This is a genomic window from Arsenicibacter sp. R0_47, assembly GCF_057652235.1.
Map to the genome: position 1 here is coordinate 68,631 of NZ_JBYFCJ010000030.1, position 25,641 is coordinate 94,271.

The window sequence follows — 25,641 nt, forward strand, 5'->3', positions numbered from 1 at the left end:
CGGGGCTACGGCTTTGAGTAATGCGTGGCCCCGTTCACCGGCTTAGGTGCCCGTCCGTTGGGATGGAGCATCGGTACGCCCTGCGCATTGACGGGCAGGTAGCCCCCGGCCCGTTCGCCCCGCGCCCAGCCCTTTACAGCCGACTCTAAATCATTGCCGTAAGCCACTTTCGCCAGTTCGTTTATCTGTTCTACCTCCGACCGCTCGGTGGTGAACGTACCGTAGGCGGTGCGGCTGACTTCCAGCCCGTACACCTTACAATAGTCACCCAGCAGCAAGGCCAGATCGTTGTAGGGCGGGCGGTTCGGGTCTTTGCCTTTGTTGATGCTCAGAATGATATCCGCCTGTTTTTCCGACAACGACAACGTCTGCATGATTTCGGGAAACCGCTTTTCGTAGTTCTGGTGGTCCAGCAGAAACTTGATGGGCGAATTGTTGATAATGGCATCCTTGACAATCGGATTACCAACAAGATCATCCACCTCCTGCGTTACCACACCCAGCGACCCCAAATGCTTCCGTACCGTTTTCGAGCACCAGCGGAGGAAGTGCGCGAAGTTTTCCTTCGCCAACGCTTTCCACGCTTCTTCGATGATCAGCATCTTCAACACACCCTTGACACTGAATAGCTTACGCACGTAGGTGTTCATAATCATGATGGTGGTGATGGGAAACAAGACGGGGTGGTCTTTGATGTTATCCAACTCATATACCACAAAGGGCAGTTCCATCAGGTCGATGTTCCGACGTGAGTTGAGCAGGTAACCATACTGGTTGTCGGCGTGAAACGGGCGAAGCACGTACAGAAAATTGTTCAGATTGAACTCCCGCTCCGACCCCATGTTCCGGGCGAAAATGGCCGGGTACGTATCCCGCGTAAACTCATAGAAACTATCGAAGCAGGTGAACGGCTCGTCACCCGCTTCCCGCGCCCGGCGCATGGCTCCGTAATACTCGTGCACGATGTTAGCGATGGTCACTTCCTCGGCTTTTGTAGCGGGTTCACCGTCTTTCTTCCAGAGGGCCATCAACAGGTTAGCCAGCGCGTCCTTCGTCTCCTCGTCGGGGTCCAAATCCCGGCTGTAGAAGGGGTTGAACTCAATCGGATTGTCGGGTTCGTAGGTGACGTACCGGCCCCCCATGAGCGCACAGAGCCGTTTATAGGAGCCGCCTACATCGACTAAGCTGATGTGCATCCCGTGGCTGAGGAGGTAGAACACCATGTTGTTCATGGTAAACGACTTACCCGACCCCGACGGTCCGACGACCATGAAGTTGCGGTTGGCGATGATGCCCCGCTCCATCGGCCCAAAGAACGGGTCCACCATGCACGGGCGACCAAAGCGGTCGGTGAGCAGTAGCCCGTTCTTGCAAAAGAAATCATCCCGATAGTTGGTCTCCGTGTTCCAAAGCGCGGTGGCTTCTTCCAGAAAACAGGTCGCTAAGTTATCCGCCCCAATCTCGGCGATGTTGCCGGGGATACACGACCAGAACAGCGTCTCCGCATCGTGGCTGGCCAGTTTCGGCTTGAAACCCAGTTTCGAGATAGCCGCAGCCGTTTGTGAACGGTAGGTATCGGCCACATCGGGGTCGCGGTGAAACACCAGCACGTTGTAATGCGCCCGCACCACCCGCCGGTTCCGGTCTTTAACCTCATCCATAAACGCATCCTTCGAGCGAATACTCACCTCGTTTTCCTTCGACCAGGCCGCAAACGACGTATGCCGCTTTACTTCTTTCACCAATTGATTCGTCAGCGCGTGGCCGTCCTCAATCAGTAGTACCTGGTTGTAGATGTGATTGAAAGGCAGCAGCATCCCCAGTGCCGAACCGGTCGAAATGGGGAAGTGGCTGCTATCGGTCGAAAACTGCTCCAGCCGGGCGGAGTTGTACACCTCATTAGGGAAGTCGTCCAACTCCGACAGCGTGTAGGTGTAGGTACGTTGCCCGGCTACCGTCAGCCCGTCCGTCAGGTCGATGTCGTGCAGCGTCGGGTCGTCTAATGACAGCGAAAAGTAGCGTTGAAACAGCCCCGTTTGTTCACCATTGTCGAGGAGTTCGTTAGGCGTTAGCCGATGCAGTTTCATCTTGCCCGAATCCTGAACGATGGCCGCAAACTGATTCACTACGTCGCCAAATTCCGCCCACGTGCGGCTTTCCTGCATTTCCTTTGGCACCAGGTGTCGCTTGAGTAGCGACGACTGCCCGCTCGTGCGCTTTAGGGGAGGGGTCGCCGGGCGCGTCACGTATAGATAACAACGGTGGCGCAGGTACGGCCGGTCGCTGAAATGCCGCTCGTTTTCCCACACCATGTAGTTAGACGAGCGCAAAAACTCGCTCTCGAACGCAGGTGTATATACGTCTTCGATGAACAGGTCTTGTTTATGCACCATATAGCCCACAGGCAGCACCTTAGCCGCGCGAACAAGTACATCGTGCAACGCGTCGTATTCGGTATCGGATACCGCGAAGATTTCTGGTGCCTGCAACTCGAACGCCATCGTGATGTCGGCGTTTTTGGATACGATAAACCCCGTCGGCCCGTCGATGCAGAGAATCGGGAAGAGGTCAGTAAGTGCCTTCTTTTTCTTCATCGTGCTTTACGGGTCGTGTGCTGGCGCACGGGCACCAGCCGGTTGAATGATTGGTATTGGCACACAAACGAGGGCTTGAGCCGCTGCACCTTTTGCTTCATGGCTCCCCACCGACCGTAACGGCCTTGTTGGGTAAAGCACCAGGTCAACGTACCCCCCGCCCCCAGAGCCAGCAGCAGAATAGCCAATAAAATGGGTAGGCCCACGATGTAGCTGAACAGCGTCACGAAGACGGAGGCAATCAGCCCGGCGGCTGCGTAGTAAAAGTGTTGCCCGCGCAGGCCCCGAAACTCAATTTCGTTATCGACTCCACGGTAAATAGAATAAGACTTCATAGCATGGCTGAGATAATGGAACTCATCAGGAACAGGAAAGCCAATGAGCCAAACCACTTGAACATGAATTCGTAGAGGTCGTCGTCGCCCCGCCGAAACTTCTGGAACACCCGAATCAGGCCGATGATCGCCACCACAATGCCCAGTAGCAGAGCCGCCCGGTTGCCCTCAATGGCCATCGACTGCGTGTATTGCTGGGCGAGGTAATCGCTTCCCCCGAACGAAGACGAGAACGCACCGCTCAGAATGAAGCGATCTACCCCATAGACCGCACCGCCACAGAAGGCGATACTGGTCAGCCACAGTACCAACGGCCCTTCGACATCTTCGCCCCGGTTCCAGGTCTGGTAAATGCGGAACCCCGCTATCACGGCGGCCAACGCGCAGAGCCATAAACCAATGGATTTGATCTGACCGTAGGCCTGAAATTCGTCGTATAGCAGAATCATCGAGTGTGCTCGCGCAGTGAGTCAGACGCTGTGCGGTAATAGTTGCGAATCGAGTCCAGGCGCGCATCCTGACCGGGCAGGTACGGAGTAGCCGCTACGTTACCCGGTGCCGTATCGGTCACCTCGGAGTTGTCTTCACCGCCCCGAAACAGCACTTTGTCGATACCGAAGCGAGCCGCCGTAACGCCAGGCATCCGGTAGCTCACCCATCCTTGCAGAAACAGAGCAACAACCCCTATACCAATCACGGCTGACGCTAACCGCCAGGTTTCTAAAGCAAAATCGCCCGTACCGGCCTGCACCCGCGCATAGATACGCAATCCTCCAATTAGGGCCATCAGGCCGCACACCGCCCAAACGAATTTGAGAAACGTAGGCATCCGGCTTAGGATTGGATTGGTAAACTGCGAGTCAATACCTACGTGCGTGGCCACACTGCCATTTAGGTTTACGTCCTGCGCCATGCCCGCGTAAGCCATCAGGCAGCAGCCCAGCAAAAGGCCTGTTTTAAGTTGATTCATGCTTGGCGCACGTTTATACGTTCTGGAAGAACACGGCTTGCAGAATGGCAGCAAAGGCCAGCAGGAACAGTACCGAGCCGCCCCAGTTGACGGCTGACTTTTGTACGTCTTGGTCCCCCGCCTGCATTTTGGAGTAAATGCGAAAGGCCCCAAAAATCCCGACGATGGCCGCGATCACGTACATGACGGTGGTCATTGGCCGGAAGTATTCTTGTAGGTCTCTGGTCGTCTGCGTGAGCACCTGAACGCCGGCTCCAATCCCTTTGGTTTGGTCTACGGTCTGGGCAAACGTTGTGGTTGTCGTTAAGGCAGCGAGGAGTACTACGCGCCCTACGGCGTTGATTCGTTTCATATAACGTATGTTTTGAAAGGTTCTGTCTCCGGCCAGATGACCCTGCAAAGATTATATAAATGTTTAATTAATTAAATAAAAATAAACAAAATTTTATTTATAAAATTTTGTTTACCCTTATATTCAGTATGTTATTCTTTGTCAATTGAACAAGGGTACTGCTTTAAAATTTACGTCACAGTGGTCATTTCATATAATTTGGAAACAGTCGTACCTTTACATACAGCTTTATCCTGTTTATCCAATATGCTTACTTTACTAAATCGCTTTTCAGCCTTACTTGCTCTCGTTGTCCTCTTTAGTTTCCTACTGAGTTGCTCACCTTCCCACACCGACGCTCCATCAACTGCCGATGTTCAAAATGAGCAGTCTGCTACTCCCGCCGTTCGGCTCAGTGGCAGCTATACCTGTGTCCGGCTTCAGTTGGATAATGGCTACACCGAAAGCCGGGGACAGATCAAAGGCAGTGGCTATATGGTGGAGGTGCAGGCTAAAGGTGATTCAGTACAGTTTTCACTGACAGGCGACGGTACCGCCGGGCGGTACGATCAGCTCGACCTGGGTACATATGCCGTAGATGCGAAATCAGGTGGAGGCACGTACTTTACCATCAAGAAAGACATTCTCACCGACTACAACGCCATGACGTTGATTGATCGCAACGTTGGCGGGGCGGGTGGTAAGCAGATTACCTATTCGTTTCCGATTACGCTTTATCAATTTGTGATTGGTACGCCCAAGGCTGGACAGTACACTCCGGTGAAAGCGTCTGATATTTTCTCAACAACCCAGCGCGTCGTGGGTATTTTCACTGTTGAACGGGTTCTATCTCTGGTTAATTAGGTAGCTTCTGGCTGTCGCTAAACATTACAAGCGGCATAAAAACTCGTTGATTATAAGCTGAGTAGTCAAATAGTTAACTACTTTTCTATTTTTAGGCTATCTGGATAGCTGACTATTTCACTTTTTTTTCCATTTTTGCTGCTACAACTGACCCGGTGACTTTATCATGAAAATCATCACTGTAGCGCATCAGAAAGGCGGAGTGGGTAAGACCACATTGGCTCTGAATCTGGCCTTTTACCTGAAAGATATCAAGCGGGTGGGTATCGTTGATACCGACTTGCAAGGCAGCGTACAGGGGTTGGATACGCTTCTCGATGGTATCACCCTCATCAGTTACGAGGCTCTTCAGGAAGGCAACTATCCTGAGTTAGACGTGCTGCTGATCGACACGCCCCCGTATCTGACCAGCAAGCTCTCCGAACTGTTCTCCGTTTCTGATTTTGTCCTGGTGCCAACGAAGGTCAGCTACCTTGATGCGATGGCACTGAAAGCAACGATGGCACTGCTCCAGGAGACGCAGCAGGCTTACCCCAACCTACGCGCCGGCATCGTGCTGAACATGGTGAAGCCCCGCACGTCGATGAACCGGGAGATCAAGGACATTTTGGATGCCTACCCGATTCCGACATTGAAAACCCGTATTCATGAACGGGTCAGCTACATTCGGTCGGTCATTGCCGGGGGGATTGTGCAGTTGGAAGACAGCAAAGCCCACGAGGAAATGGCCGACCTGGCCGATGAAATCATTGAACAACTCTAACCACGCGACATCATGGCAGAGACCCTTAAAGAACGGCAGGCCCGCCTGGCTGATAAGCTGAAAAACGAACCGCCCAAAGCTCCTATTCAGGAAGTAAACCCCGTTACGACATCTGAACCGAGAGCAACGGCTAAGCCAAGCGCGGCACCCGTCGATGATCTGGTTCAGCTTAATACGAAAGTCCCCAAAGCCCTACACAAAGCCATTCGCCGGATTTCGGTCGAAGAAGACATTGAGATACGCGACATCGTGCGCGAGGCTTTGGAAACGTATGTGAAAGGGCGGGCTTAGGCAAGAGCCAGATACCAGTAATAAAACGCTTCCGGTTGCGACTTTTTTAACTTGTTGAGTCGATTCACTGTAGGGTCGGAAAGCTGCCAGTCGGTAATGTCGCCTGGTTGTTTATAGCGACGTAACGCTGTAGCTCCTTCAGACAGTAGTCTGCTAATATAGGCCGCTTTCGCCCCAGCCAGAATAGCCCCTTCGATAGTAAACGTTCCAATGGCAAAACTGGCCAGCCGCCGAATCCCTTCTTGCAATTGGATAAAGCGGTAGTCTTTGTCATCCCGTCTTGTAATCAACATGGCCGTGTCTGCTACATCGGTCAGCACATCGGTCGGGGTGATGTTTAGCCGACGGTAAGCAATCTCTTCCTGAGCCGTATGATTGAAAGACTGCTCAACTATCCGCAGATCGGTGACCACGTCAAATAACAACCCTACATCGAAAAGCTGTTTGATGATTTCGGCAGGACGCTGTTTGGTGTAGAGTATGCCCGTTGTATTCGGAGCAAAAGCCGTTAATTTATCACCCAACAAACTATCGGTGTCAGGGAGTCGCACAACTGTGAGCGGTTCACCTGTACGTATCCAGGGATGCTGTATGGCCTTCTGAACGATGTGAGGGTAGTTGGCTTCTGCGAAAAGAATATCCAGCAGAATGGGTTCGAGGGTGTGTTGCGGATCGACCGCACTCGTATAATAAAATTTGAAGTGCCCCACCGGCACCCCTGCATGGGAAGCTCGTAGCGAATCATCTTCCCATTTCAAAAAAGCACCGTTACCCACAATCGCGTCAAAATAGTCGGTGAGATTCGCCGGTGGATCAGGCATGATGATGTCCACGTCAATGGAAAACCGACGTGGCTGCTCAAAGTGAAGCACGAGCGACGTACCTCCCTTAAAAACAAACGATAAACCTTGTAGCTGAAGTTGTTCCAGCAACTTCAACGCCCAAACCACTTTCTCCAACAGTTTCAGATCGACGTTTTTCGGGAAACGTTTGGCAACGGCGACCAGCCAGTCGCGGGTAAAGGTTTCTTCAAGAATCATGTTAGTGTCTGGTAGGTAGTACTTGGCGCAACAGTTGCTCCAACATGTCCACCCGGTTGCGTCGCCGGGCGTAGCGCCGAAGCTTGTCGCGGTTAATGATGAATTTGGCAAAAGCTGTTTGAAAGATATAGGGTAGCTCCTCCTGATAAGCAAAAAACAACTCACTATCAGCTATCAAGTCGACAAGAACCTTCTCTAAGGGTGCTGTTGTGTACTTGTTCTGTTGCTGTACAGGGGCCTCGGTGATCAGCGGTTTGACAATGATCGGGTTCGGCGACGGTAGCCCGCGTTGACTGAGCAGTAGCCAATCGTCATAGCGGTACACTGCCGGATTTTTTCGGTCAATCCGCACGGGCTGTTCCTGCAGAAGTTGATAGACCGACGAAACGGCTTCCTTGTTCACTTCAATGAGTTGTAGAAAGCTCATCGGTTGCTGAATCATGAAATCGGCCAGTATCCGAGTATCCCAAACGCAGCAAGTCGTAAAAGGTAATTCCGCTTTAACGCGGTCGCCTATTTTGCGAAGGGTAGGCGATAGGTCAGGCCCATAGATCGGGCGATCATTCAGTTGATACTGACCGTATCCGATTCGAGTCAGAATTCCTGCCTGCGTCAACTCGTGTAGCCGCCAGGCGAGCGTTGAGGGCTTGGCATTGCCGGAGTGTTCCCTGAGAAAGTCAATCAAGGCGACTTTGGGAATGGCTTCTTGCTTGCCAAACTGCTTACGTAGGGCCGTATGGATAAGTTCGTGCGACAACAGCTTTGTTCCAAATTCTGGCAAATATATGGGGATTTTGCCAGAATTTGGGAAAGAAATTCAGTAATTCTGGTGTCAGAACCTCGCTTTAGCGAATTGTGTAAATAAAGAGGACTACCGATGCTTCAGCTTCTACTTAAACTACGTTTCGGTATGGTCAAAGCCCTACGCATCACACCGTACTAATGCCCTCTGTAATACTTGATCAGTGGAGGGTAGTCATCATTATCGGGGGTCATATGCCGCTGTGAGACAGATAGCTGAAGGGTTTCATCAGGTTCACAATACTCTTTATCAATCAAAATAAATTGCGTTTGAATTAGGTCCGTTGCGGCCAGGTCATACACCAGATCATGAAACTGACGAAATACCTCTGCGTTCTCGCGTTCACTAATGTTTTTCATAGGCGAGTCAATAATGAGAAAAGTAGGAAGTGAGGCATTCGTTTCAATCGCTAACCGATGTATTGCCAGAGCATAGCAACATTTAAAAAGTACTTTTTTGCCCCCGCTGCTTAAGTTGCTGAAAGACGTGACCGCAACATCGTCACCGCCCTCAGGAGCTACCAAAGGTAGAAAGGTTGATGTTGAGATTTGGACTTTGTCCTCGATCCGAATTCCTGGAACGCCCGCTTTGATAAGATACTCCAGAAAGTATCGCTCCAACTTGCGAATGTTTTGTATATCCTTTTCGGCTGCAATGCGCGCTTCCTTTAGCTGTTCACGAATGTTCTTCTCTCTAACCTCCAATTGGTTCGCACGGGCCTGCTGTTCATCCACCCTCTTGAAAAGTTGAAGCGTTCGGGTAAATTCCTTGATACTCTGTTCTATTTCAATACTACGACGTTCATACTCTAAGACAGAGGCCAGATAGGCAGAATCGTACCGGTTCATCTCATCAATAATCTTTCTGTCAATGAGCCGTTTAGCGGTTATTTGTTCATCTTGATACGTGTATAGCCGACGTACTTGGAGTTCATAATTTTCGATAATCTCGGACAGTTCACTAATTCTTGAATCTGCGTCCTTCTGGATCAGCGATGCATCCGTTTTACTGGTTTCTACTGAAGGCTCCTCCTGATTGCATACAGGGCAGATGTTCACTGGTCGCGCCGGGAGGGTTTGGGTGCATCGAGGGCAAGACTCGAACTGTACGTTACTTAATACGTAACGGGCTGACACTCCCCGCAGAAACTTAATTTTCAGTGATTTAATCTCATTCAGATGGGCCGTGTTGTCATCAATAAGTTTGTTGACGGCTTGGATTGCGTCCTTTGTTTTTTCCAGCTCTAATGACAATCGTCTGCCATCTTCTTTTAAGCTGTCAACGATGTGTGGTACGTTTTGCCGTTGAATGTCAGCCCGTAGCATATTAATGTGCTTTTTTACATCGCTTAAGTTTTTGGTTAACGCAGCTACTTTTTCCTTTATTTCTTCCTGGGACGTAACGTCGTTGTCAGTCAATGTCTCTTTTAGAAGTTTGGCAGCCGAACGAAAGGTGTTCTTTGATTCACGTACCCGAAGTAGTTCAGCTTCCAACTGGGCAACGGTCTCTTGGTGGTAGCCAAGAATTGACTGCATCACATCCCTGCTTTTTAGCCGTTTCTGGGTGTGCGCTTCGGCTTCTAAGTGGAAGAAGGCACTGTCGATGGTATCCTGGTCAAGGTAACAATACCATAGATAATCCCTTAAACTGAGCCGTATTAGCTCACTGTCTTCAGATAATTTACTTTTTCGGACACGTGGCGGGACAACACCAGCAATGTGGAAAATCAGGTCAGAGAGATTTTCTACGCCCGTTTCTGCCAATACTTCGCCATTCGCAGCACGAGTCGGTAAGAAGAGGGTGCTTTCGCTTCCTGGCTCGCCCCACGAAACCTCTACTTGATCGGAGCCACGCTGACGATAGATGAATACAGGTTTATTATTAATATGTAGTGTTAAGCCAGCACTCACAAATTCCTGCTGAAAGGCTGGTGTGAGATCTAATCTTCCTCCTAAGCAATAGTCGACCAAGCGGGCAATACTGGATTTGCCAGCCCCCATTTGGCCGTAGAAGTAAGATAACCGGCTAAACTCGATAACCTCAGTTGAGAGTTTGAAACGTAGGGTTAGTGCGTCTAAGAAAAACTTCATAGCTGTATTTCATCGCCCCATTTAATCGTCTTTATCTCTGGGAAAACCGAGTAGATAAAATCTTTAATACCGGTAGCGGATAATTTATTGAAATGCTTGTAGATCAGTTGGCTGCGCTGTGCAATCAGTTGAAATTCTTCCTCCTGACTAAAAAGGTCGGCAACAGCCTTGCCTTTGTCAGTAATCGTGACATAGATGGTATTTTTCTCGAGGTAAGTTTCGACTAATCCTCTCGCAGCCAAAAGACCAATCCAACGTCGGTACCGTCCATCCCACGGGCCATATCGAAACCGAATCATTTTTGCTTCTACACTAAGCGTTTCAAAATCCCCTAACTGGGCTAATTCTTCGCTTTTTTCAACGAACTCCAATGCTCGTTTCAGGCAGGTAGGATAACGCAACAGAAAATCGAACTTAGCCAGCTTCATAATGCCCTGGATACTGTGCCGTTTTCTGGGTGTATCGAACGCTCTGAGCAGGAGCAGAAGCCGACTTAGGTGAAAATCGTCCATGTTTTCAGTGGTGGCCGCTGCTTTTAGTAAACGTAGACTCATAGCCATCACAGATTGATATCAAACTTCTCACTCCACCACACTTTACAATCGCTGGTTAATAAGCCAGCAAAGCCGACCAATGTATCATAAGGTTCCCCGAACACATCGGCAGGCCGCTGCTCGGCTATTGTCCGAAGACGTTTATGAACAGTCCTCAGCATTATCTCACCGGTTGGTCTATCGTCATACTTAGCTTCCAAATGAGCTTCGTCACACTCGCCTTGGACTACGCTTTCTAATTGGTCAATAAGGTCGGAAAGCTTTTCTGGAGGGGCTTCGAGTAAGCGTTTTTCGGTGGCCAGTGCTTTGCGCTGCATCGTAGCGATGTAGTCATCAAGACCACCCTTAGAAAGCTTTTTAGCCAATTTTGTAAGGTCGCGATTGCCATCGGCGACGACCAGCGACCCAGACCCCTGCACGTACCTAAAGTGGCTGGCGGTGTGTTTTTTAATGATTGAGTCGGCCTCCTCGATGAAGATACGCTTCCCCAACAGGCGGGGGTCGATCTCGGTGCGACTGAAATAGGTGTGCAGGTGCACGTCGGGATCGCCAATTTTTAACGAAGAAGCTCGGAATACTTTGCCGACCAGATCATCTACAATTGCGGACAGCGTATTGGGGGTACAATTCTCACATCCTTTCACCCTGGGTACGTGGGTGTGGGCGATGTCTGTCTCGAAACTTTGGCGGCTGGGGCCAACGCACAGATCCACTTTTTTAAGCGTGGTAAACAAACTATCGGCATCGCATTCACAATAATTCTTCAGGGCATTAAACGCCTGCATGAACACGGTATCTATGCCATCAACTTTGGCCGCAGCACGTATCGCTCCCAGCAGACGACCCGGACAAGCGGTAATTTTATCTGCCTGCTCAGTATCCAAAAACTCCGTGTTGGAGACGATAAACATCGTCGCTATGTCGTCTCCGAATCGACTTTGCAAAGCAACGAATCGCTTAATTGACTTTCTAACCGAATCGGTAGTTAATCGCAAATGGCCGTTTTCGGGTGTACTGGTTTTGATTTGATAACAGTCGAATAGGCCATCGACCCGTTCGCAGACCATGTCTTCAAAATGCTCACACCACATCGAAACGTAGTCTTTTTCGCTTCGGAGGGCAGCTAGCAACAAAATGGCACCATACCCGAACTGATAACGGAAGTTTCGGAGGGTCTCGTCACCAGGATCGGAGTGGTCGAACTGTCGTATAAGTCCGCTCATCAAAAAGGTTAGATTTCAAGTGATAGGATAGCTGCTTACAGGTTACGAGCCTGCAACGTGCTCTTGCGCATCTGACATTGCTAAAAAGCTATCAAGGCTGATGCCAACTCTTATAAGTCCCTGATTTAAGAGCCTCGTAAGCTGTTCGGATTCTTTGGAAAGTAGCGTACTTCGGCGATGTATCGACGATAAGTCCCCTTGCCTTAACCAGTTCAATAATTCGAGGTGACAGTCGCTCAGTTCGTTCGCCATCTGCTCGCGTAACTGCTTTAGCCACTGCTCTTCGGTAGCCTTCGTGTCGTTCTCTAAGCTCCGCTCGTACTCGTCCGTCAGCTTCTTCATCTGCCTGCGCTTGTCGTCTAAAATCTGTTCCGACAGCCTTTTTTTGCTGGCGATACGTTTGGACCATGCTAACCTCAGCTTGTCGGAATTCATCTGGCAACGCTTCTGTTCGTCGTAGAACTTCTGCTGTTGCTCGTTTTGCTTCTCCAATTCGTTCGTCAGTTCTTGCTGTTTCTGCTGCAAGTTGTTCTTGGCGTTCTGGTATCGAGCCGTCTCCTGCTCCAAGTTCGACGAGATTCTTTGCAATTCGCTCAAGTTCGTCCTGGCAGTCCGGTCGATATTCCGCTTCTGCGCGGACCAGTTCATATCTTTTTTTATGATATCGGCTTTCCAGGTTCTTACGTCTTGCTTTAACTGCTCGCTCCGCCGACGACACTCTTCTTGCCGCTTTTGCAAGTGGGAGTAAGCGGCCACGAACCGTTTTTTCAAGTCGTTTCTGGTGCGATGCCTGAAGGCTGAGCAGTTGTTGCTCAGCTCGTGCTGCGATGTCCGTAACGCGTGATATTTCCGCGTTAAGGTGCTGCTCAACTGCTCGGTATTGTTCACTTTCCAGGCAGCGTTCAATTGCGCGTATAAGGTTTCCAATCTCCGTCGCTCGGCAGTTGACAGACTCCTCAAGAAGTCGTCTTTGGAGTTGATCAATCGGTGGTACCTCTTTTGTATTTCTACCGGAAACTGATACGTATCGAGCGGTTCGTTCTTCATGATTGTAAAGCCATTTGGTCCGGTCGGTATGGTAAAAAATCTGTTCAATGGCCGTGGCCGACTCCTTGGGTATAGTGACAGATACAGTGTCGATGCACAGCCGCTCTAACTTCAGTAGCTTTTCTTCATCGGGTTTGTGTGTGGCGACTATTTCGACGAACAGAATTGGCTTTCCATGATGGTCGAAGAAGGTTACGTCGGGCTGGATGATGTGCCGCTTCTTCTTGGATGGCTCGGTTCTTTCCCAATCTGGTTTGCTCATCCACCGAATTTGGCCGGCTTCATCTTCATAAAATTGGTATTCGATGCCGACTGTATGGCCATGAATTACTTGGGCTTCTTTCAGCCGCATCATACCGTCTGTGCCTTTGGGCGCGTATTTGTCAATGGCCGGCACCTTGATTTGCTTGATGCGCTGTAGGATATCTTTAGCGATTCGGTGCCGGTAGGTTTCGTTTGAGAACGTGCATTTGCGTTCGATCTTGACGTCGGTAACGTGATGCCTGAAGTACCAGCTTCTATCATAATCGCTGTGGCAGGCTACCATCTCCCCTTCACAGTCGATGCAGTAGTACCCCTTACGGCCCCGTTCTACCTCAGAAATATGAAACTCTTCCCCCTTTATGTTTTTGGCATATTGCGTTTCCTCACGCTGCTTGTTTTCCATCTTAAGTTTGTCTAAAGCAAATTTTGTTTGGTCAAGACCTCAACCGACGGGTTGATCGACAGCCGGATCAAGACTATTCGTTTTCATTGGTCCACCAAGACTGTAAACTATGTAAGTCCCGGCTGTCACTTTGTTGTAAACCTTGAACAGTTCAATGGGCCGGGCCGCGTAGGCTTCGAGCTTGCTTTCAAGATTGATAGGGCCCTGCAGCAGACTCGTCACCTTTAATCAATTCGTTATCAGTTCGCTCATGGAAACGATTTATGTGGGCCTGGACATGGCCAAAGATACGTTTGACGCTTACTGGCCTGATCAGGCCCATGCTGCCCTGACCAACGACGAAACAGGCTGGCAAAAACTACAGACCCTGTTGCCGCCCCAGGCCCATTGTATCCTGGAGTATACCGGTGTTTACTCGTTAGGACTGGCCAGTTTCCTCCATCAGCAGGGCATCCCTGTTTCGGTCATCAACCCCCTGAGCCTAAACCACTACGGGGCCATGCAATTACGCCGGGCTAAAACCGATGCCGCCGATGCTCGGTTGCTGTCGGCGTACGGTCAGCAGATGAGACCACCTCTTTGGCAACCACAACCAACTCATAGTCAACAGATTCGCCAACTCTTCGCCCTGCTCAATCAGTTCAACAAGCAGTACCGTTCACTGGATAATTTTGCCCAGCAACAACAGCGGCAAGTGGTCAAAACTGACTTAGTCGATGCAGGGCTGACAACGATGCTGACCCAGTTACAAACCCAAATCGACAAGTTGGAGACCGAATTGCGTCGGCTGGTTGAACAACATCATGGCGATCTGTTTGAACGCCTACAAACTATTCCCGGTATCGGCCCCAAGACAGCGATGCTGCTCATCGGCTTGACTCAGGGCTTTGCGGGCTTCGCCACAGCCAAACAGCTTATTGCCTATGTGGGGCTGGCTCCGCGGATTCACCAGTCGGGCAAGTCGATCAACCGCCCGGCCCGCATCTGCAAGATGGGCACCGCCCGTGTTCGCAAAGCCATTTATATGGCTACCTGGTCAGCCATGCGCTTCAATGCGCCCGCCAAAGCCTTGTATGAGCGGCTGTTGCAGAAGGGTAAAGCCAAGCGTCAGGCATTGATGGCGGTCGCTAACAAGTTGCTCAAACAGGCCTTCGCCATTGCTAAATCAGGGAGGAGCTTTGAGAAAGATTACAATCGGACCGCCGAGCGGCCGACAAAATTTTCTTTGCCAAATGCTTGACTCGTTAACACAGTTCATAGTTAAAGCGCGGGTTTAATCCGCTACTACAACGTACAGGTAGTTCATGCCGTTGATCTGTGCCAGGCGACCGGTACTGTTTTCGTGCTTGTTATCGAGCCGCTGGGCAAATGCCTTGATGAAGTAGGACTCGTAGTGGCAAATGAACGCATCGCTGCTCGTCTTATACACCAGATACATCGTCTGATACTCCCGGTAGTCAGTTGCCTGGAACCGTTTGGCAGGTTGTACGGTCTTGCCAATCTTGGCGTACCGGTGTTTCTCTAAGATAGTCTCGACTGAGTGCCGAATCTTTAGGGTCGTTGAACGCCCCTGACGGCCGGTTGTCAGGTATTCTTCTGACACGGAACGGGCTTTATCTTCGGCTTGGCCTAAAATAAGACTGAACAGCCCGTTTAGAAATGATTTTGCCATGATCGGAATTAGTTACGGTGTTAGCACCAATTAATCGGTCTGCTCAAAAGAAAAAACAAGATTCTGAATGGATACGTTGATTTTCTCGCAGTCTTCAATCCCTTCTTTATCGAAGAAGTGAATGGCAAAATGGGTGGTTTCGTCGTCAGGTTTGTACATCATCACCTGACGGTAGTAAACCATGTTGTAGATGAGATTTGCGCAGAAAAGGGTCATTTTAAAGTCACGCTCCGAATCAAACAGTTTCGTTTCAATTCGCACACTGCCCGGCTTCTTAGCTTTTACGTAGTACGACATTGACTGACTAATGTCCCACTCGATGCGGACTTCCATTGTCTCCGGGTCTGCCAGCATCAGCTTCTGCGAAGCCGGTATTAACCGAAGACCATGTTTATAAGCGTTGTATTCCTCGCGGTCAATGAAGTCCGACGCGATCATGCGAATCCCGTATTTTGCCGCGTCAAGGCTTTCCCGGATGTGCTTAAAAAGATCCTCTGGTAACTTACCGGTTGGGGAGATACAGGGATAGAATAAATAGTGGGCTGCGCTGATTGTGTGCCCTTGGAAGGTGATTTGCTCGTCCAGAAAATTCAAAGCAGCGTCGTTTTCGGCTATATCCCGAATCATTTTATAGTTGTCCTGCCATTTTGCATTCGTGAGTCTGACCATTACCGATTGGTCGTCCTGGAGGTGGCCGTTTATAGGCTTTAGAGCGAAGAACAATTCAAAAAAGGTTTCTATTGCGTGGAAGTAGGTCTGCCGAAGATCGCTACGGAGCGTAAGCTGTAACTCCGCCCGGTTTTCATGAAGATGATCGGTGGTCAATATGGCATCTTCATACCGGCTCAGGTTGTCGAGCAACTCTTTCAAATAAATTGCCTTATACCTATGGTAGTTTTTGAGATAAGTTTTGAAAAACAGTTTTGGATCAACAATCATAGTGCTTTATTGATTACGGATTAATTGATTTATACAAGGCTTTTAACTGTTTTAGACTTTTTCTTCCCGCCTACTCCTGCCGCAGCTACGAGCGGAGCCGTATACTGATCGTATAACTCGAACAGATACTCGATCCGGCGGGTCTCGTTAGTGAAAGCTTGCTTGCGGTAGCATTGGTCGACGGCCCGGTCGAGGTCCTGGTGTGCTTTGACCAGCGCGGGCGGCATGGTCAGCGGATCGTAGAGATCGGCCAGGCTACTGCCAACAAATGAGGCCCGCACGTCGAGTACCTTCTGCGCGGCTGCTTCTACGTCTTTAACCTGCTTGTCGGTCGGCGACTGTGGCCACGGGAAGTTGTTGTAAACGATGTCTTTTGAGTATCGGTAGTCGCTTTTTAACCGGCCACACACGTAACGTACCCACGTCATGTGCATCTCTGAAGTCAGCACGCCGAAATGAAATAAACTGGCATTCGGTACAATCTTGACCAGATTGCTGGAAAGCGTTTCGGGGCTTTCGTAGCCAATCGGAATATAGCGCCTACGTTCTGAAGAAACTTCAGGAACAATTAGGTAGCTGCTCTTTGGCATGTTTTCTACTTGAAATCTTGTCGGTGTATTTGCAAGCTTCTTTGTAGATGCCCTACTACTTGCAGAACGCATTGAACGAACAGCTTGCACCCGTTTCATTGCTTCCGGCATTTGTCTGAGTTCGCCAGGCGGACAGTCGCCCAACCAAAGACACCATCGCTCATAACCGTTGATAAACTCATCAGAACCTAACCACCGGCGAAACCATTTTTTCGATTGTGGTTCCTGTATAATGAACAGTTCCTTTTTTTCGGTTGTGAAAAGATAGTTTCCACCATCAATTGGCTGATTACCAATACCTATTTCAGGTACAGCACAAAGCGGTTTTTGCCGACGGGAAATGATAACGTCGTTTCCCTCAACCAAATACGGATTGATATTTTTTACGGTTAGTACTGTTGGGTCGCCTTTGATATCGTCATAGTGGTACAGATGTTTGACAGTAGTGTCATAACCTGCAAAACCGATGATAACGCAGTACACAGCCGCATTACCTTTAGCCTCATTATTCCACTTGAATGTTTGATGGGCGAAATGAATTTTGATATTATACTTCCTCAACATTTCTCCCCACAATACTCCAACTTGTTCACCTTGAGTGATCGAGTTTGTTGAAACAAACGCAGTTTTTGATTCAATCTGATGAATGTATTGCGCTGCTTTCAGATACCAGCCTGATACGTAGTCAAGTATTCCGGACCCATCAACCCCTACAAAAATTTCTTTTAGCTCCTGTTTTTGCAAATCGGAAGTATAACGTGAACCAATGAAAGGCGGATTCCCCACGATGTAGCTGTAACGGATTGGCTCTTCCCCTTCTTTAGGTTTAGGCAGAAGTGATTGCCAGTCAGTGCGGAGGGCGTTGCCGTGCACGATGGTCGCCGACTTGCGGAGCGGTAGCCGGATGTAGTATTGCCCGAATTCTTCGGATATCCGCATATTCATCTGGTGGTCGATGAGCCACATGGCCACCTGGGCGATCTGCGCTGGGAATTCCTCGTATTCGATGCCGTAGAATCGGTCCACGTCCACGATCACAAGGTCGTTAACGCTCACGTACTGCTGTCCTTTCTGCAACGCCTTGATAACCTCGACTTCCAGCATCCGCAATTCGCGATACGTAATGATTAGGAAGTTGCCGCAGCCACAAGCCGGGTCCAGAAACCGCAGGCCCGACAATTTCTTGTGGAAAGCCGTCAGCTTCTTGCGGTCATTTTGTACACTTTGGAACTCCAGCCACAGTTCATCCAGAAACAGCGGCTTGATAACCTTGAGGATATTCTTCTCCGAGGTATAGTGCGCCCCCAGGTTGCGCCGTTCGACCGGGTTCATGACCGACTGGAACAGCGAACCGAAGATTGCCGGCGAGATACGTCCCCAATCCAACCCGCAGCAGTCGAGCAGAATTTGCCGCATCTCCCGGTCGAACGTAGGAATCGTCAGGTTCTCCGCGAATAGCTTACCGTTGACGTAAGGAAACTGCGCCAGGGCATCGTCTAAGTTCTTTGGTCGTTTGTCGGTGGGCGAGTTGAGCACCTGAAACATCATAGCCATCTGCTGCCCCAGATCGAAGCCGTCTTCGCGGGTGTTCTGCGCCAGGTAGTCCTGGAAGATGCCCTTTTCGAAGATACTGGTGTCATCGGCAAATAGGCAGAACAGTAACCGAACCAGATACACTTCGAGCGTGTGCCCCTCGTAACCAACCTCTTTAAGTTTGTCGTGCAGGCTACCCATCATCTGAGCCGCCTTGATGTTGACTGGGTCCTCTTCTTTGTATGTACGTTTCTGATAACCCAGCATGAAGCCGAACTCCTTGACGTGTTGGTGCAGCTCGGCCAGTGGTATTTCGTGGTAGGTACGTTCACTACCCACTGTCGATTTCTCTTCCAAGTCGTAGAGCCTGAAACGGGCGAAATCCGACACCAGAACGTAACGAGGCAGTTCATGATCTTTCAGCCCGATGAAGTAATCGACCGCTTGTTTGTATGCATCATCTAAGCTACGTCCCCGCGACTTGTGTTCGACTACCAATGTGCCTGGCCAGAATAGATCGACGAAGCCTTTGCTCCGACCCGGCCGCTCGACTGCTTTTTCAAATTGGGCCAACCGTCGGCGCGATACGCCGAATACGTTGAAGAAGTCGTCCCAAAACGATTTAGCTTCGGCATCTTCTGATGCTTCTGTTTTCCATTCGTTGGCGAAACGTAGGGCGCGGTCTTTAATTTCAGTCCAGCTAAGGGCCATTACCAAGCAGGGGGATGTTTAGTAAGTGAAAACCTAAAATAGTAAAATTACATTAATGCTCTTTCGTAGGCTCTGATTCCGCCGTAAATACACCGACCGATTTGTTATCAGGGATAAAAATAGCCAGACGAAACCTCGAGCTGTCGTTGGCGGAGTACTTTAACCACCTCGTCTAATGCTTCACAGAACTTAGTGTCCTTAAATAGCTCAAAGTGGTTCACTGGACCATTTATAATACGCGTAATCCTCCTCGCTTAGGTTCAGACGCATAAATTCGTCCATCCCAAAGTCATTTCGTTCTAACACGTACCGCCGGAATGGCCAACTCCGTTTAGCTTCTCCCAACCCTCTGGTTCGTTCGCCCTCGCGAATCCGCTCATTGGGTAAACCACTCAGATATTCTTCAAAATAGATTTGAAGCAATTCGTCTGCTGTTCGACTTTCCTGTTTGGCGGTCAATTGTCCTTCCAGCCATTCGGCCAAATCTTCCGGTACGTTGACGGTACTGTGCTCGGTTAGGCCAGCTACGTTGTTGAATTGATACTGATAGCAGTAGGCTGCGTTACCGATCCGATATTGCCGCGCCCAGAACTCACGCTCTTCCGGGGCAAAATGGGCTAATTGCTCGGCCTGTATCTGATTGTATTTTTCAATAGGATGGCGCATACTGAATTGATCTTGCTATTTCTAATTAAAAAAGAGGTATGCCAAAATCGTATCCGGCTTCATCTTCATGCTCAATAAGTTGACGAAGTAGAGGTTCAGGATTGGTCAGCGACAAGATGTAATCGCCCCAATTAGCTGAATTACCAAACCTCTTATCCTCGTCAGGCAACTCAGTCAATCTTATCTGCTCGGTAAGTTGTTCGTTGATGCCGTAGTTCTCAAAGAATTTAAGCAATTGATGCAGTTGCAATGCTTTGGCGGGAGGGCGACCTGTCAGCCGAAAGACAAGATTTCGTAGTGCCGTACCCACGTATTCTTCGTCCTGCCAATCACGAATGTCCCAAAAATGGAGCAGGTTAATTTGGCGATAATGAGGCAGGTTCAAGTAAAACGAGCCAAAGTGGCGCTGTTTGCTATACCAATGGTTACGAAAATGCTGACAAAGGTCTTTCATGGCCTGTTCATCCTCGCCCAATACAACAGGTGAGATAGCCCTTAAATGAGCAAAGCCGTCTTCCAGAGGCATTTGCTCTAACGCCCTGTAGCATTGGATAAATTGAAAGATGTCATCAAGTGGAATAGGTTTTACGGGAGATTTGTACATTTTTAGGTTGTAAATTTTAGTGTGATGTAAGCCAGTTAGTCGTCTCCGTCTACAGGCGGCATTCGTAATTTGGCCGAGTTATGATAAAGCATCCGTTCCGATTCAGAGGATGTGCTTTGACTCTTGTACAAGCGTTGCAGCGACCAGATTTGCCCGTATTCGATACGGATTCGCTCGTGAACAGCCGGTAGCTGATTACGTAAAATAACGTCGATCAGGATGGCATCTTCCTCAAAAGCTGGATGCCATAATGCATCATAGTCGAGGAACAGGGGAGCCTGGCACCATCGGGTTACGGTTCTATCGGTGGGTTGCACGATGTCGAAGTAGTTCGTGTGGAGCCAATAGTAGCAATCCGGCTCTTTGATATCTTCGATCATCCGTCGCAGTAGCCCTGGTAGTGCCGATTCATCTTGGCCCAGCGTTTCGGTCGTCATTGGTATAAAAAGGCATTGACAGCTATAATCCTAACTTCATGGCCGCATTGTGTTTGACCACTTCCTGCACCCGTGTGTAGCGGTCGATCATAGCGCGGGTCCGGTGTTTAGTCTGTTGCATAATCTGCGAATCGTCGGCCCCGTTGAGCTTGGCGATGGTGACGAAGGAGGCCCGGTGCGAGTGCGCCGAGTAGTCTTCGCCCAGATACTGTTTCGTGACGCGGGCCACCTGCTTATCCGAAAGTCGTTCATCTGTAATCTGCTCGCCTTTGCGGATGCGAATAAACAACGGACCCGTCGTACGACTTAGTAACGACAGATAATCCTGCAAGGCCCGTACCGGGCAGGTCTCCGGGTCTGGGCTGAAGAAGAGGGCTTTCTGTTCGGTGTGACCGTGTTGATTGGTCTTGCTCCCCCGGTAGCTCAACACCGCTCCCTGCCGGGTAAACTGAACACTCTCGATATCCAAAGCGACCAACTCCGACCGGCGAAAGGCACCGGCAAAACAGACCAGTAGCATCGCCCGGTCGCGCAGGCCCGTCGGTGTAGGAGGTATAGCCCGAACCGATTGTTTATAGGAATCTATTTCAAAAGCAGGAGCCTGCTGCGGCTCGGTGCCAATGCTCCGTTTGATGCCTTCCATCACCAACCGGACTGCTTCATCGTGTCCGGGGTCCGGGTGTTTACGTAGCCGGTGCCACTTGCGGATGGCCGCCAGCTTTCGGCTGATGGTTGCCCATTTCTGGTGCCCGGCCAGATCAGACAGGTAAGCGGCCAGCGGAGCAGGGCCAATAGGCAGAACGCCCATGCCGTTTTCCTGTAGCCAGCTTTCCAGCCCGGCAATGTCTGCCCGGTAGGCTTTACGGGTATTGGCGGCTCCTTCCAGGCCCTTCTGCAAGAAGGTCGCCGTCTTGGCGGCCAGTTCCTCCTGCGTTGGGCGTGAGTGGACAGAAGTCGAGTCGCTTTTAGTCGATATAAGGCTGGTGTTCATTCTGGAATCAACGTTACAGGTTAGGTAGCATATGCTGTTTGCCAGTGGTATCGGTTCGGAACGTACCCGCTCTGGCTGCGGCTACAGACGAGTCCACCTCAGCCTCGGTAAGTTCATCTAACTCGTTAACGAACAGCCGTGGCGACGGACCGTCTGGCTCGCCGTCATCCTCTAAATAGCCTGTATCTATCCGCAACCAGAAATTCCACTCCGGTACTTGCATATGCGTGATGGTTCCCACGCTGTTAAGGTGAGTGGGTCGGTTCTGGTGGTAGATTGGGCGGTATCGCTCGGCCATGCGGGGCAGTTCCTCAAGCAACGCGGCCTGCACGTCGGCGGGCATTCGCTCGAAGGTCAATCGGGCGGCTGGTGACCATACCAGATCGGGATCACTGTTCATAATGAATTGGCTTACAATCTTGCAAGTTTACTAATAAATCATTACGTCCGATAAGAAAAGTTTATCGGACATAAAAGTTACCCAATACCTTGTATGTAAGAATTCGTGTGGTTATCTTGAGGCATGTAAACGCTACGTTCATTTTTCTCTTTAACGGAGGGCTTTACACCGAGCAACATGAATAAAGAACAGTTCACCCTTGAATACAAAGCACCCAACCGCTTTCCCAGCACCTGCTTCATTACCGTTTACCGGGACATTCCGTTGGTGATCGCTTCCGAGACGGGCGTGGGCATGAGCGTGACCAACGCAGCAGAGTTGATTGCTACCGAAGTAGTCAATCGCTGCAAACTCGATCCAGTGCGCTTGCTATTTGTCGAGCATTATCCAGAAAGTCAGCGGCCAAAGCCCTACGGCGAGTCATTCGACCTCGTCACATTTACCTGGGATGGCACCACGGCCCGTAACCCAGACTGGCGTAACCTGCCCAACGATGAGTTTGAGCAGATTTTACAAGCCATTAACGTGTAGTCTTCGCAGGTAAGCGGGTTAGTTGCTCTTCCGCTTCTTTGATTTAGGGCCTGACGGGTCTTTAAACAGTATACCAGCTATGTAGCGCGTGGGCGTCGTGGCCACCGTAACCGCTCCGTGAGTCACCATACTATCCAAACGCAGAAACTCATTGAGGTACTGCTCGCTACTAAGAATAGTTTTCTTCTGACTATCGGTAAATTGATAATTGTAAAGGAACTCCTCCGCCTTCTTCTGCTTATCAGCAAAGGATAGTTCGCTGGCTTTCTGCAAATCTTTGTTGACGAGCGCGTAGTACGTCGCTTTGGGACTGGTCTTACCCTTTCGGCGAATAATAAAATTGATCCATTTCACAGCCCGCCCCTCTTTTTGCTCGGTAATGACAATGTCGAGGTACGTCTTTCGGTTGATCTCTGAAATGGCATTGGAGAGTACCATCTGCTTGAAGTTGGAGTAACGAACATACTTTTGTGCATTGAGCAGCTCCCGCAGTTCGGTTACCTCGACGCGCCACAAGCCGGTATCGATAAAGCGGGTCAGTCGAGGAAAAAGGAGTTGGGAGTATTCACTACTAAGCGATACAGCCGCGCTCAGTTCATATTGTGAATAGCCTTTGCTCAGGTCGATAAAATAGGGCAGAACCATCGAGTTGACAACGATGTCAAAATACCCCTTATGCGACTCGTAGTGAATATACGGAATGGGGACGATGAACGTGTACTTGCCCCGATCCTGGTCAAATATCTTAATCTTACGAGAGGTAACCCGATCCAGGATTTTGAGGATGACGTTCGTCTGGGCGTGGGAGTTTTCGCCTACAAAAACATCCGAATAATGAATCCGAAATTGTCGATCCTCAACTCGGTAAGATTTCACATCAAACGTCTGCTCTCCCTTCAGGGCTTTCAGAATGTTCCAGTAAAGCCGACGTTCATGCAGCGAAAATTCGGAACGCCCCAGCAACAGAGTTAGGGGTTCGCGGATAACAATTTCATCATTCATGGGCCTAAGTAGAACGAAGAAAGCGAGAAAAGCAATTTTTGAAGACAATTCCTTGCCTGTGATCAATTGACGGAATTAGCTTCATTACTTATTTTTATTGCCTTATCATGGTTAAGTCATTGATTATTAAGTGCTTTAGCGTTAAAAATATATTTAAAAAATTAAACATTTATGTCGTTTTTTTCTTGCTTAACACTTTCACACTGGCAGGTATTTGGTGCTTGATTATGCCATTACTCTATTTCATTGCCCTTCTACTCTAATTCATTGCCCTTCCGACTCTAATCCATTGCCGATCTAACTTAGATCTATTGCCTTTACCCCCCAATGTTGACTTTTATTTATTGCCCTTTTACTCTAATCTATTGCCGAACTACTCTAATACATTGCCAATGTACCACTTATCCACACTACTAATTACTGATCCAGAGGAGTTTAGCAAAAGTTTATCCACAGCTACTATTATCAATCTCAGAACAATTTTAAAAATACAACTTTTGATTTTGAGCGAGGGCATCGAAAGCGGTTTGCTAAAAAAATCAATAAATAGTGCGGAGCCATCAAGAGAATTTGGCGAAATGAACAAATTAAGTTTACTTTAAAAGTAAACTTATGCGCCCTGTACTCTTTTGCTAACGATGGCTGCTCAGAAGATCTCCCGCAAACGTAAAACCTACGAACCCACCGACTACGCCCGCCTACTCCGGGGGCTTATTCAATTGATGAAAGTCGTGAACAAGCTCCAACCTGATCGCAACACCTGGGACATTGAAGGTGAGTGGAACGGTACAGGTGTCATCTATTTTGTCGATAGCCGCGACCAATCCCTCTTTGCTGAGTATGAGCATTTCGACTGCCGTACCATCAAGCTCGTAAATTTTGGCAAACCCGCAACCCGGCTGACGTTCTTCAAGAAGCACAAATACATTTTGCTAAAGAACAGTGACCTCACAAGGGAGGATAAAGAGCAACGGATAACCAACTATATCAACGAACTCACCGTGAAACGGGCTATCAAGCTCGACAAAATTAACAAACTGACAGGAGCCGCCCTCTCTGATGAGCGGGGCATGATTGGGATGATGGAACAGGAGATAAAGACATGGCAGGATGTTCTGCGTAATCTTGAACACTACGATTTTGCTGTTTCTAACTACCGGCGTGATTACCAATACGTAACACTCAATTACAAATACCGCACGTCGGAGCAGGAGTACGCCAATGCCCAGGAGCATCTACTAAACCCACAGCGCGACGGACAGGGTGTTATTACACAGCAACGCTACAACCTGATTTTTGTGGATACTCGGGAAATTAGTCGTGAGCATCCGCACCAGCACAAGGAGATTGAAAATTTTCTCAACAACTTTAGCTTGATCACCCAGACAGGCAAGCAGCAGTTATACGCCCGACCTAAACCACCCGAATCCCTTGATGAGGAGCTTAACAGTGTTGTTTCTTCACAGAAAATAGACGTTACACAGCCTAAACAGGATTTTCCAAAGTCATTATTTGATTAGTCATCAGAGCCTGATTTATAAGTTGCTAATACTCAATAATATCGAAAAAAAGATAATTAATTAAATAATTTGAGCAATATACACGGTTTGTTGTACGTTACTCTATTATGTGGGTATTGATAATAGAGTAAAACCCGCCGTGCTTTATGACTCTTGTTTCCTTGTTTTTTAAAGTAGCGTTGCCGGTGAGCGTACTGGCAACCACAAGCCTTACAACCAGTATTACGCACACGCCCAAAAACGACTCGACGCAACAACGACTTGCTCCACCTGATTCCACGCTGAAGGTCCCTATTGCAGTAGTCAACAAAGACAGGCTGCCGACCGTGGTGGTCGAAAAGGAAGTGGACATCCCTAAGGGCTACGCGTATGTGCAGCACAGTTTATCGTTGGTAAGGAGGTTTTTCTTACAAATGTCCGGAAAACGGCGTTAGTAAACTACGCTTTTAGTTTTGAGGCATAATTTATACACTG

General features: G+C 49.3%; 27 protein-coding genes. 7 read left to right on the plus strand and 20 right to left on the minus strand.

What is annotated here, in order from left to right:
- Nucleotides 1-5: 5 nt before the first annotated feature.
- The 5 genes from AC23NW_RS30015 to AC23NW_RS30035 are packed head-to-tail and all read right to left on the minus strand — an operon-like array spanning nucleotide 6 to nucleotide 4,251.
- Nucleotides 6-2,594, minus strand: a complete 2,589-nt coding sequence (locus AC23NW_RS30015; protein WP_019990982.1) for a TraG family conjugative transposon ATPase — start codon at nucleotides 2,592-2,594, stop codon at nucleotides 6-8.
- Nucleotides 2,591-2,929, minus strand: a complete 339-nt coding sequence (locus AC23NW_RS30020) for a DUF4133 domain-containing protein (protein WP_019990981.1) — start codon at nucleotides 2,927-2,929, stop codon at nucleotides 2,591-2,593. The genes AC23NW_RS30015 and AC23NW_RS30020 overlap by 4 nt, the downstream gene beginning before the upstream one ends.
- Nucleotides 2,926-3,378, minus strand: a complete 453-nt coding sequence (locus tag AC23NW_RS30025) for a DUF4134 family protein (protein ID WP_019990980.1) — start codon at nucleotides 3,376-3,378, stop codon at nucleotides 2,926-2,928. The genes AC23NW_RS30020 and AC23NW_RS30025 overlap by 4 nt, the downstream gene beginning before the upstream one ends.
- Nucleotides 3,375-3,899 carry a DUF4134 family protein gene (locus tag AC23NW_RS30030; RefSeq protein ID WP_019990979.1) on the minus strand — a complete coding sequence of 175 codons (525 nt, stop codon included), beginning with the start codon at nucleotides 3,897-3,899 and terminating at the stop codon, nucleotides 3,375-3,377. Before AC23NW_RS30030 ends, AC23NW_RS30025 begins: the two co-directional genes overlap by 4 nt.
- A 13-nt stretch (nucleotides 3,900-3,912) precedes the next feature.
- A complete protein-coding gene (locus tag AC23NW_RS30035) occupies nucleotides 3,913-4,251 on the minus strand; it encodes a DUF4134 domain-containing protein (RefSeq protein ID WP_019990978.1) in 339 nt (112 codons plus the stop codon).
- Nucleotides 4,252-4,497: 246 nt separating this feature from the next.
- On the opposite strand from AC23NW_RS30035, the gene AC23NW_RS30040 reads away from it, so the two are divergent.
- The 3 genes from AC23NW_RS30040 to AC23NW_RS30050 all read left to right on the plus strand — a co-directional run bounded on the left by AC23NW_RS30040 (nucleotide 4,498) and on the right by AC23NW_RS30050 (nucleotide 6,148).
- Complete coding sequence (locus AC23NW_RS30040) at nucleotides 4,498-5,094, plus strand: hypothetical protein (protein ID WP_083940632.1); 597 nt, start codon at nucleotides 4,498-4,500, stop codon at nucleotides 5,092-5,094.
- A 166-nt stretch (nucleotides 5,095-5,260) separates the two neighbouring features.
- Nucleotides 5,261-5,857 (plus strand): ParA family protein, encoded by a 597-nt coding sequence (locus AC23NW_RS30045; RefSeq protein ID WP_019990976.1) that lies wholly within the window; start codon nucleotides 5,261-5,263, stop codon nucleotides 5,855-5,857.
- Nucleotides 5,858-5,869: 12 nt separating this feature from the next.
- Nucleotides 5,870-6,148 carry a hypothetical protein gene (locus tag AC23NW_RS30050; protein WP_019990975.1) on the plus strand — a complete coding sequence of 93 codons (279 nt, stop codon included), beginning with the start codon at nucleotides 5,870-5,872 and terminating at the stop codon, nucleotides 6,146-6,148.
- Here AC23NW_RS30050 and AC23NW_RS30055 read toward each other — a convergent pair.
- The 6 genes from AC23NW_RS30055 to AC23NW_RS30080 form a co-directional block, all read right to left on the minus strand.
- A complete protein-coding gene (locus tag AC23NW_RS30055; protein WP_019990974.1) occupies nucleotides 6,145-7,188 on the minus strand; it encodes a nucleotidyl transferase AbiEii/AbiGii toxin family protein in 1,044 nt (347 codons plus the stop codon). The genes AC23NW_RS30050 and AC23NW_RS30055 overlap by 4 nt on opposite strands.
- Nucleotide 7,189: 1 nt before the next feature.
- Nucleotides 7,190-7,945, minus strand: a complete 756-nt coding sequence (locus tag AC23NW_RS30060) for a DUF6577 family protein (protein ID WP_487454184.1) — start codon at nucleotides 7,943-7,945, stop codon at nucleotides 7,190-7,192.
- Between the two features lie 182 nt (nucleotides 7,946-8,127).
- Nucleotides 8,128-10,080 carry a hypothetical protein gene (locus AC23NW_RS30065; protein WP_487454186.1) on the minus strand — a complete coding sequence of 651 codons (1,953 nt, stop codon included), beginning with the start codon at nucleotides 10,078-10,080 and terminating at the stop codon, nucleotides 8,128-8,130.
- Nucleotides 10,077-10,634 carry a hypothetical protein gene (locus tag AC23NW_RS30070; RefSeq protein WP_044130804.1) on the minus strand — a complete coding sequence of 186 codons (558 nt, stop codon included), beginning with the start codon at nucleotides 10,632-10,634 and terminating at the stop codon, nucleotides 10,077-10,079. Before AC23NW_RS30070 ends, AC23NW_RS30065 begins: the two co-directional genes overlap by 4 nt.
- A gap of 5 nt (nucleotides 10,635-10,639) precedes the next feature.
- Complete coding sequence (locus AC23NW_RS30075; protein ID WP_019990970.1) at nucleotides 10,640-11,857, minus strand: dsDNA nuclease domain-containing protein; 1,218 nt, start codon at nucleotides 11,855-11,857, stop codon at nucleotides 10,640-10,642.
- Nucleotides 11,858-11,948: 91 nt separating this feature from the next.
- On the minus strand, nucleotides 11,949-13,571 hold the full coding sequence (locus AC23NW_RS30080; RefSeq protein ID WP_157580381.1) for a hypothetical protein: 1,623 nt from the start codon (nucleotides 13,569-13,571) through the stop codon (nucleotides 11,949-11,951).
- A 250-nt stretch (nucleotides 13,572-13,821) separates the two neighbouring features.
- On the opposite strand from AC23NW_RS30080, the gene AC23NW_RS30085 reads away from it, so the two are divergent.
- Nucleotides 13,822-14,811 (plus strand): IS110 family RNA-guided transposase, encoded by a 990-nt coding sequence (locus AC23NW_RS30085; protein ID WP_019990966.1) that lies wholly within the window; start codon nucleotides 13,822-13,824, stop codon nucleotides 14,809-14,811.
- A gap of 33 nt (nucleotides 14,812-14,844) precedes the next feature.
- Here the strand turns inward: AC23NW_RS30085 and AC23NW_RS30090 are convergent, their stop codons facing one another.
- The 8 genes from AC23NW_RS30090 to AC23NW_RS30125 all read right to left on the minus strand — a co-directional run bounded on the left by AC23NW_RS30090 (nucleotide 14,845) and on the right by AC23NW_RS30125 (nucleotide 21,937).
- Nucleotides 14,845-15,243 carry a hypothetical protein gene (locus AC23NW_RS30090; protein WP_019990965.1) on the minus strand — a complete coding sequence of 133 codons (399 nt, stop codon included), beginning with the start codon at nucleotides 15,241-15,243 and terminating at the stop codon, nucleotides 14,845-14,847.
- A 30-nt stretch (nucleotides 15,244-15,273) separates the two neighbouring features.
- On the minus strand, nucleotides 15,274-16,182 hold the full coding sequence (locus tag AC23NW_RS30095; protein ID WP_487454187.1) for a hypothetical protein: 909 nt from the start codon (nucleotides 16,180-16,182) through the stop codon (nucleotides 15,274-15,276).
- A gap of 29 nt (nucleotides 16,183-16,211) precedes the next feature.
- Nucleotides 16,212-19,016, minus strand: coding sequence for a DNA methyltransferase (locus AC23NW_RS30100; protein ID WP_487454189.1), 2,805 nt, complete (start codon nucleotides 19,014-19,016; stop codon nucleotides 16,212-16,214).
- Between the two features lie 207 nt (nucleotides 19,017-19,223).
- Nucleotides 19,224-19,682: a hypothetical protein gene (locus AC23NW_RS30105; RefSeq protein WP_019990960.1), complete on the minus strand. Its 459-nt coding sequence runs from the start codon at nucleotides 19,680-19,682 to the stop codon at nucleotides 19,224-19,226.
- A 25-nt stretch (nucleotides 19,683-19,707) separates the two neighbouring features.
- Nucleotides 19,708-20,286 (minus strand): hypothetical protein, encoded by a 579-nt coding sequence (locus AC23NW_RS30110; RefSeq protein WP_019990959.1) that lies wholly within the window; start codon nucleotides 20,284-20,286, stop codon nucleotides 19,708-19,710.
- Nucleotides 20,287-20,321: 35 nt separating this feature from the next.
- Nucleotides 20,322-20,723 carry a hypothetical protein gene (locus AC23NW_RS30115; RefSeq protein WP_019990958.1) on the minus strand — a complete coding sequence of 134 codons (402 nt, stop codon included), beginning with the start codon at nucleotides 20,721-20,723 and terminating at the stop codon, nucleotides 20,322-20,324.
- A 22-nt stretch (nucleotides 20,724-20,745) separates the two neighbouring features.
- Entirely contained in the window at nucleotides 20,746-21,714 is a 969-nt protein-coding gene (locus AC23NW_RS30120) for a site-specific integrase (protein WP_027303345.1), read from the minus strand.
- Between the two features lie 13 nt (nucleotides 21,715-21,727).
- Complete coding sequence (locus AC23NW_RS30125) at nucleotides 21,728-21,937, minus strand: hypothetical protein (protein ID WP_487454191.1); 210 nt, start codon at nucleotides 21,935-21,937, stop codon at nucleotides 21,728-21,730.
- A gap of 354 nt (nucleotides 21,938-22,291) precedes the next feature.
- On the opposite strand from AC23NW_RS30125, the gene AC23NW_RS30130 reads away from it, so the two are divergent.
- Nucleotides 22,292-22,645 (plus strand): hypothetical protein, encoded by a 354-nt coding sequence (locus tag AC23NW_RS30130; RefSeq protein ID WP_019990955.1) that lies wholly within the window; start codon nucleotides 22,292-22,294, stop codon nucleotides 22,643-22,645.
- Nucleotides 22,646-22,663: 18 nt separating this feature from the next.
- On the opposite strand, the gene AC23NW_RS30135 is transcribed toward AC23NW_RS30130, so the two are convergent.
- A complete protein-coding gene (locus tag AC23NW_RS30135) occupies nucleotides 22,664-23,608 on the minus strand; it encodes a RepB family plasmid replication initiator protein (protein WP_487454192.1) in 945 nt (314 codons plus the stop codon).
- A gap of 677 nt (nucleotides 23,609-24,285) precedes the next feature.
- Here AC23NW_RS30135 and AC23NW_RS30140 point away from each other — a divergent pair.
- Nucleotides 24,286-25,167, plus strand: coding sequence for a hypothetical protein (locus AC23NW_RS30140; protein WP_487454193.1), 882 nt, complete (start codon nucleotides 24,286-24,288; stop codon nucleotides 25,165-25,167).
- 146 nt (nucleotides 25,168-25,313) lie between these two features.
- Complete coding sequence (locus AC23NW_RS30145) at nucleotides 25,314-25,601, plus strand: hypothetical protein (RefSeq protein WP_487454195.1); 288 nt, start codon at nucleotides 25,314-25,316, stop codon at nucleotides 25,599-25,601.
- Nucleotides 25,602-25,641: the final 40 nt, after the last annotated feature.

What these genes read in the sequence shown, in the direction of transcription:
- AC23NW_RS30015 (WP_019990982.1), bottom strand. Translation starts at nt 2,594, where the DNA reads ATGAAGAAAAAGAAGGCACTTACTGACCTCTTCCCGATTCTCTGCATC.
- AC23NW_RS30020 (WP_019990981.1), bottom strand. Translation starts at nt 2,929, where the DNA reads ATGAAGTCTTATTCTATTTACCGTGGAGTCGATAACGAAATTGAGTTT.
- AC23NW_RS30025 (WP_019990980.1), bottom strand. Translation starts at nt 3,378, where the DNA reads ATGATTCTGCTATACGACGAATTTCAGGCCTACGGTCAGATCAAATCC.
- AC23NW_RS30030 (WP_019990979.1), bottom strand. Translation starts at nt 3,899, where the DNA reads ATGAATCAACTTAAAACAGGCCTTTTGCTGGGCTGCTGCCTGATGGCT.
- AC23NW_RS30035 (WP_019990978.1), bottom strand. Translation starts at nt 4,251, where the DNA reads ATGAAACGAATCAACGCCGTAGGGCGCGTAGTACTCCTCGCTGCCTTA.
- AC23NW_RS30040 (WP_083940632.1), top strand. Translation starts at nt 4,498, where the DNA reads ATGCTTACTTTACTAAATCGCTTTTCAGCCTTACTTGCTCTCGTTGTC.
- AC23NW_RS30045 (WP_019990976.1), top strand. Translation starts at nt 5,261, where the DNA reads ATGAAAATCATCACTGTAGCGCATCAGAAAGGCGGAGTGGGTAAGACC.
- AC23NW_RS30050 (WP_019990975.1), top strand. Translation starts at nt 5,870, where the DNA reads ATGGCAGAGACCCTTAAAGAACGGCAGGCCCGCCTGGCTGATAAGCTG.
- AC23NW_RS30055 (WP_019990974.1), bottom strand. Translation starts at nt 7,188, where the DNA reads ATGATTCTTGAAGAAACCTTTACCCGCGACTGGCTGGTCGCCGTTGCC.
- AC23NW_RS30065 (WP_487454186.1), bottom strand. Translation starts at nt 10,080, where the DNA reads ATGAAGTTTTTCTTAGACGCACTAACCCTACGTTTCAAACTCTCAACT.
- AC23NW_RS30070 (WP_044130804.1), bottom strand. Translation starts at nt 10,634, where the DNA reads ATGAGTCTACGTTTACTAAAAGCAGCGGCCACCACTGAAAACATGGAC.
- AC23NW_RS30075 (WP_019990970.1), bottom strand. Translation starts at nt 11,857, where the DNA reads ATGAGCGGACTTATACGACAGTTCGACCACTCCGATCCTGGTGACGAG.
- AC23NW_RS30080 (WP_157580381.1), bottom strand. Translation starts at nt 13,571, where the DNA reads ATGGAAAACAAGCAGCGTGAGGAAACGCAATATGCCAAAAACATAAAG.
- AC23NW_RS30085 (WP_019990966.1), top strand. Translation starts at nt 13,822, where the DNA reads ATGGAAACGATTTATGTGGGCCTGGACATGGCCAAAGATACGTTTGAC.
- AC23NW_RS30090 (WP_019990965.1), bottom strand. Translation starts at nt 15,243, where the DNA reads ATGGCAAAATCATTTCTAAACGGGCTGTTCAGTCTTATTTTAGGCCAA.
- AC23NW_RS30095 (WP_487454187.1), bottom strand. Translation starts at nt 16,182, where the DNA reads ATGATTGTTGATCCAAAACTGTTTTTCAAAACTTATCTCAAAAACTAC.
- AC23NW_RS30100 (WP_487454189.1), bottom strand. Translation starts at nt 19,016, where the DNA reads ATGGCCCTTAGCTGGACTGAAATTAAAGACCGCGCCCTACGTTTCGCC.
- AC23NW_RS30105 (WP_019990960.1), bottom strand. Translation starts at nt 19,682, where the DNA reads ATGCGCCATCCTATTGAAAAATACAATCAGATACAGGCCGAGCAATTA.
- AC23NW_RS30110 (WP_019990959.1), bottom strand. Translation starts at nt 20,286, where the DNA reads ATGTACAAATCTCCCGTAAAACCTATTCCACTTGATGACATCTTTCAA.
- AC23NW_RS30115 (WP_019990958.1), bottom strand. Translation starts at nt 20,723, where the DNA reads ATGACGACCGAAACGCTGGGCCAAGATGAATCGGCACTACCAGGGCTA.
- AC23NW_RS30120 (WP_027303345.1), bottom strand. Translation starts at nt 21,714, where the DNA reads ATGAACACCAGCCTTATATCGACTAAAAGCGACTCGACTTCTGTCCAC.
- AC23NW_RS30125 (WP_487454191.1), bottom strand. Translation starts at nt 21,937, where the DNA reads ATGCAAGTACCGGAGTGGAATTTCTGGTTGCGGATAGATACAGGCTAT.
- AC23NW_RS30130 (WP_019990955.1), top strand. Translation starts at nt 22,292, where the DNA reads ATGAATAAAGAACAGTTCACCCTTGAATACAAAGCACCCAACCGCTTT.
- AC23NW_RS30140 (WP_487454193.1), top strand. Translation starts at nt 24,286, where the DNA reads ATGGCTGCTCAGAAGATCTCCCGCAAACGTAAAACCTACGAACCCACC.
- AC23NW_RS30145 (WP_487454195.1), top strand. Translation starts at nt 25,314, where the DNA reads ATGACTCTTGTTTCCTTGTTTTTTAAAGTAGCGTTGCCGGTGAGCGTA.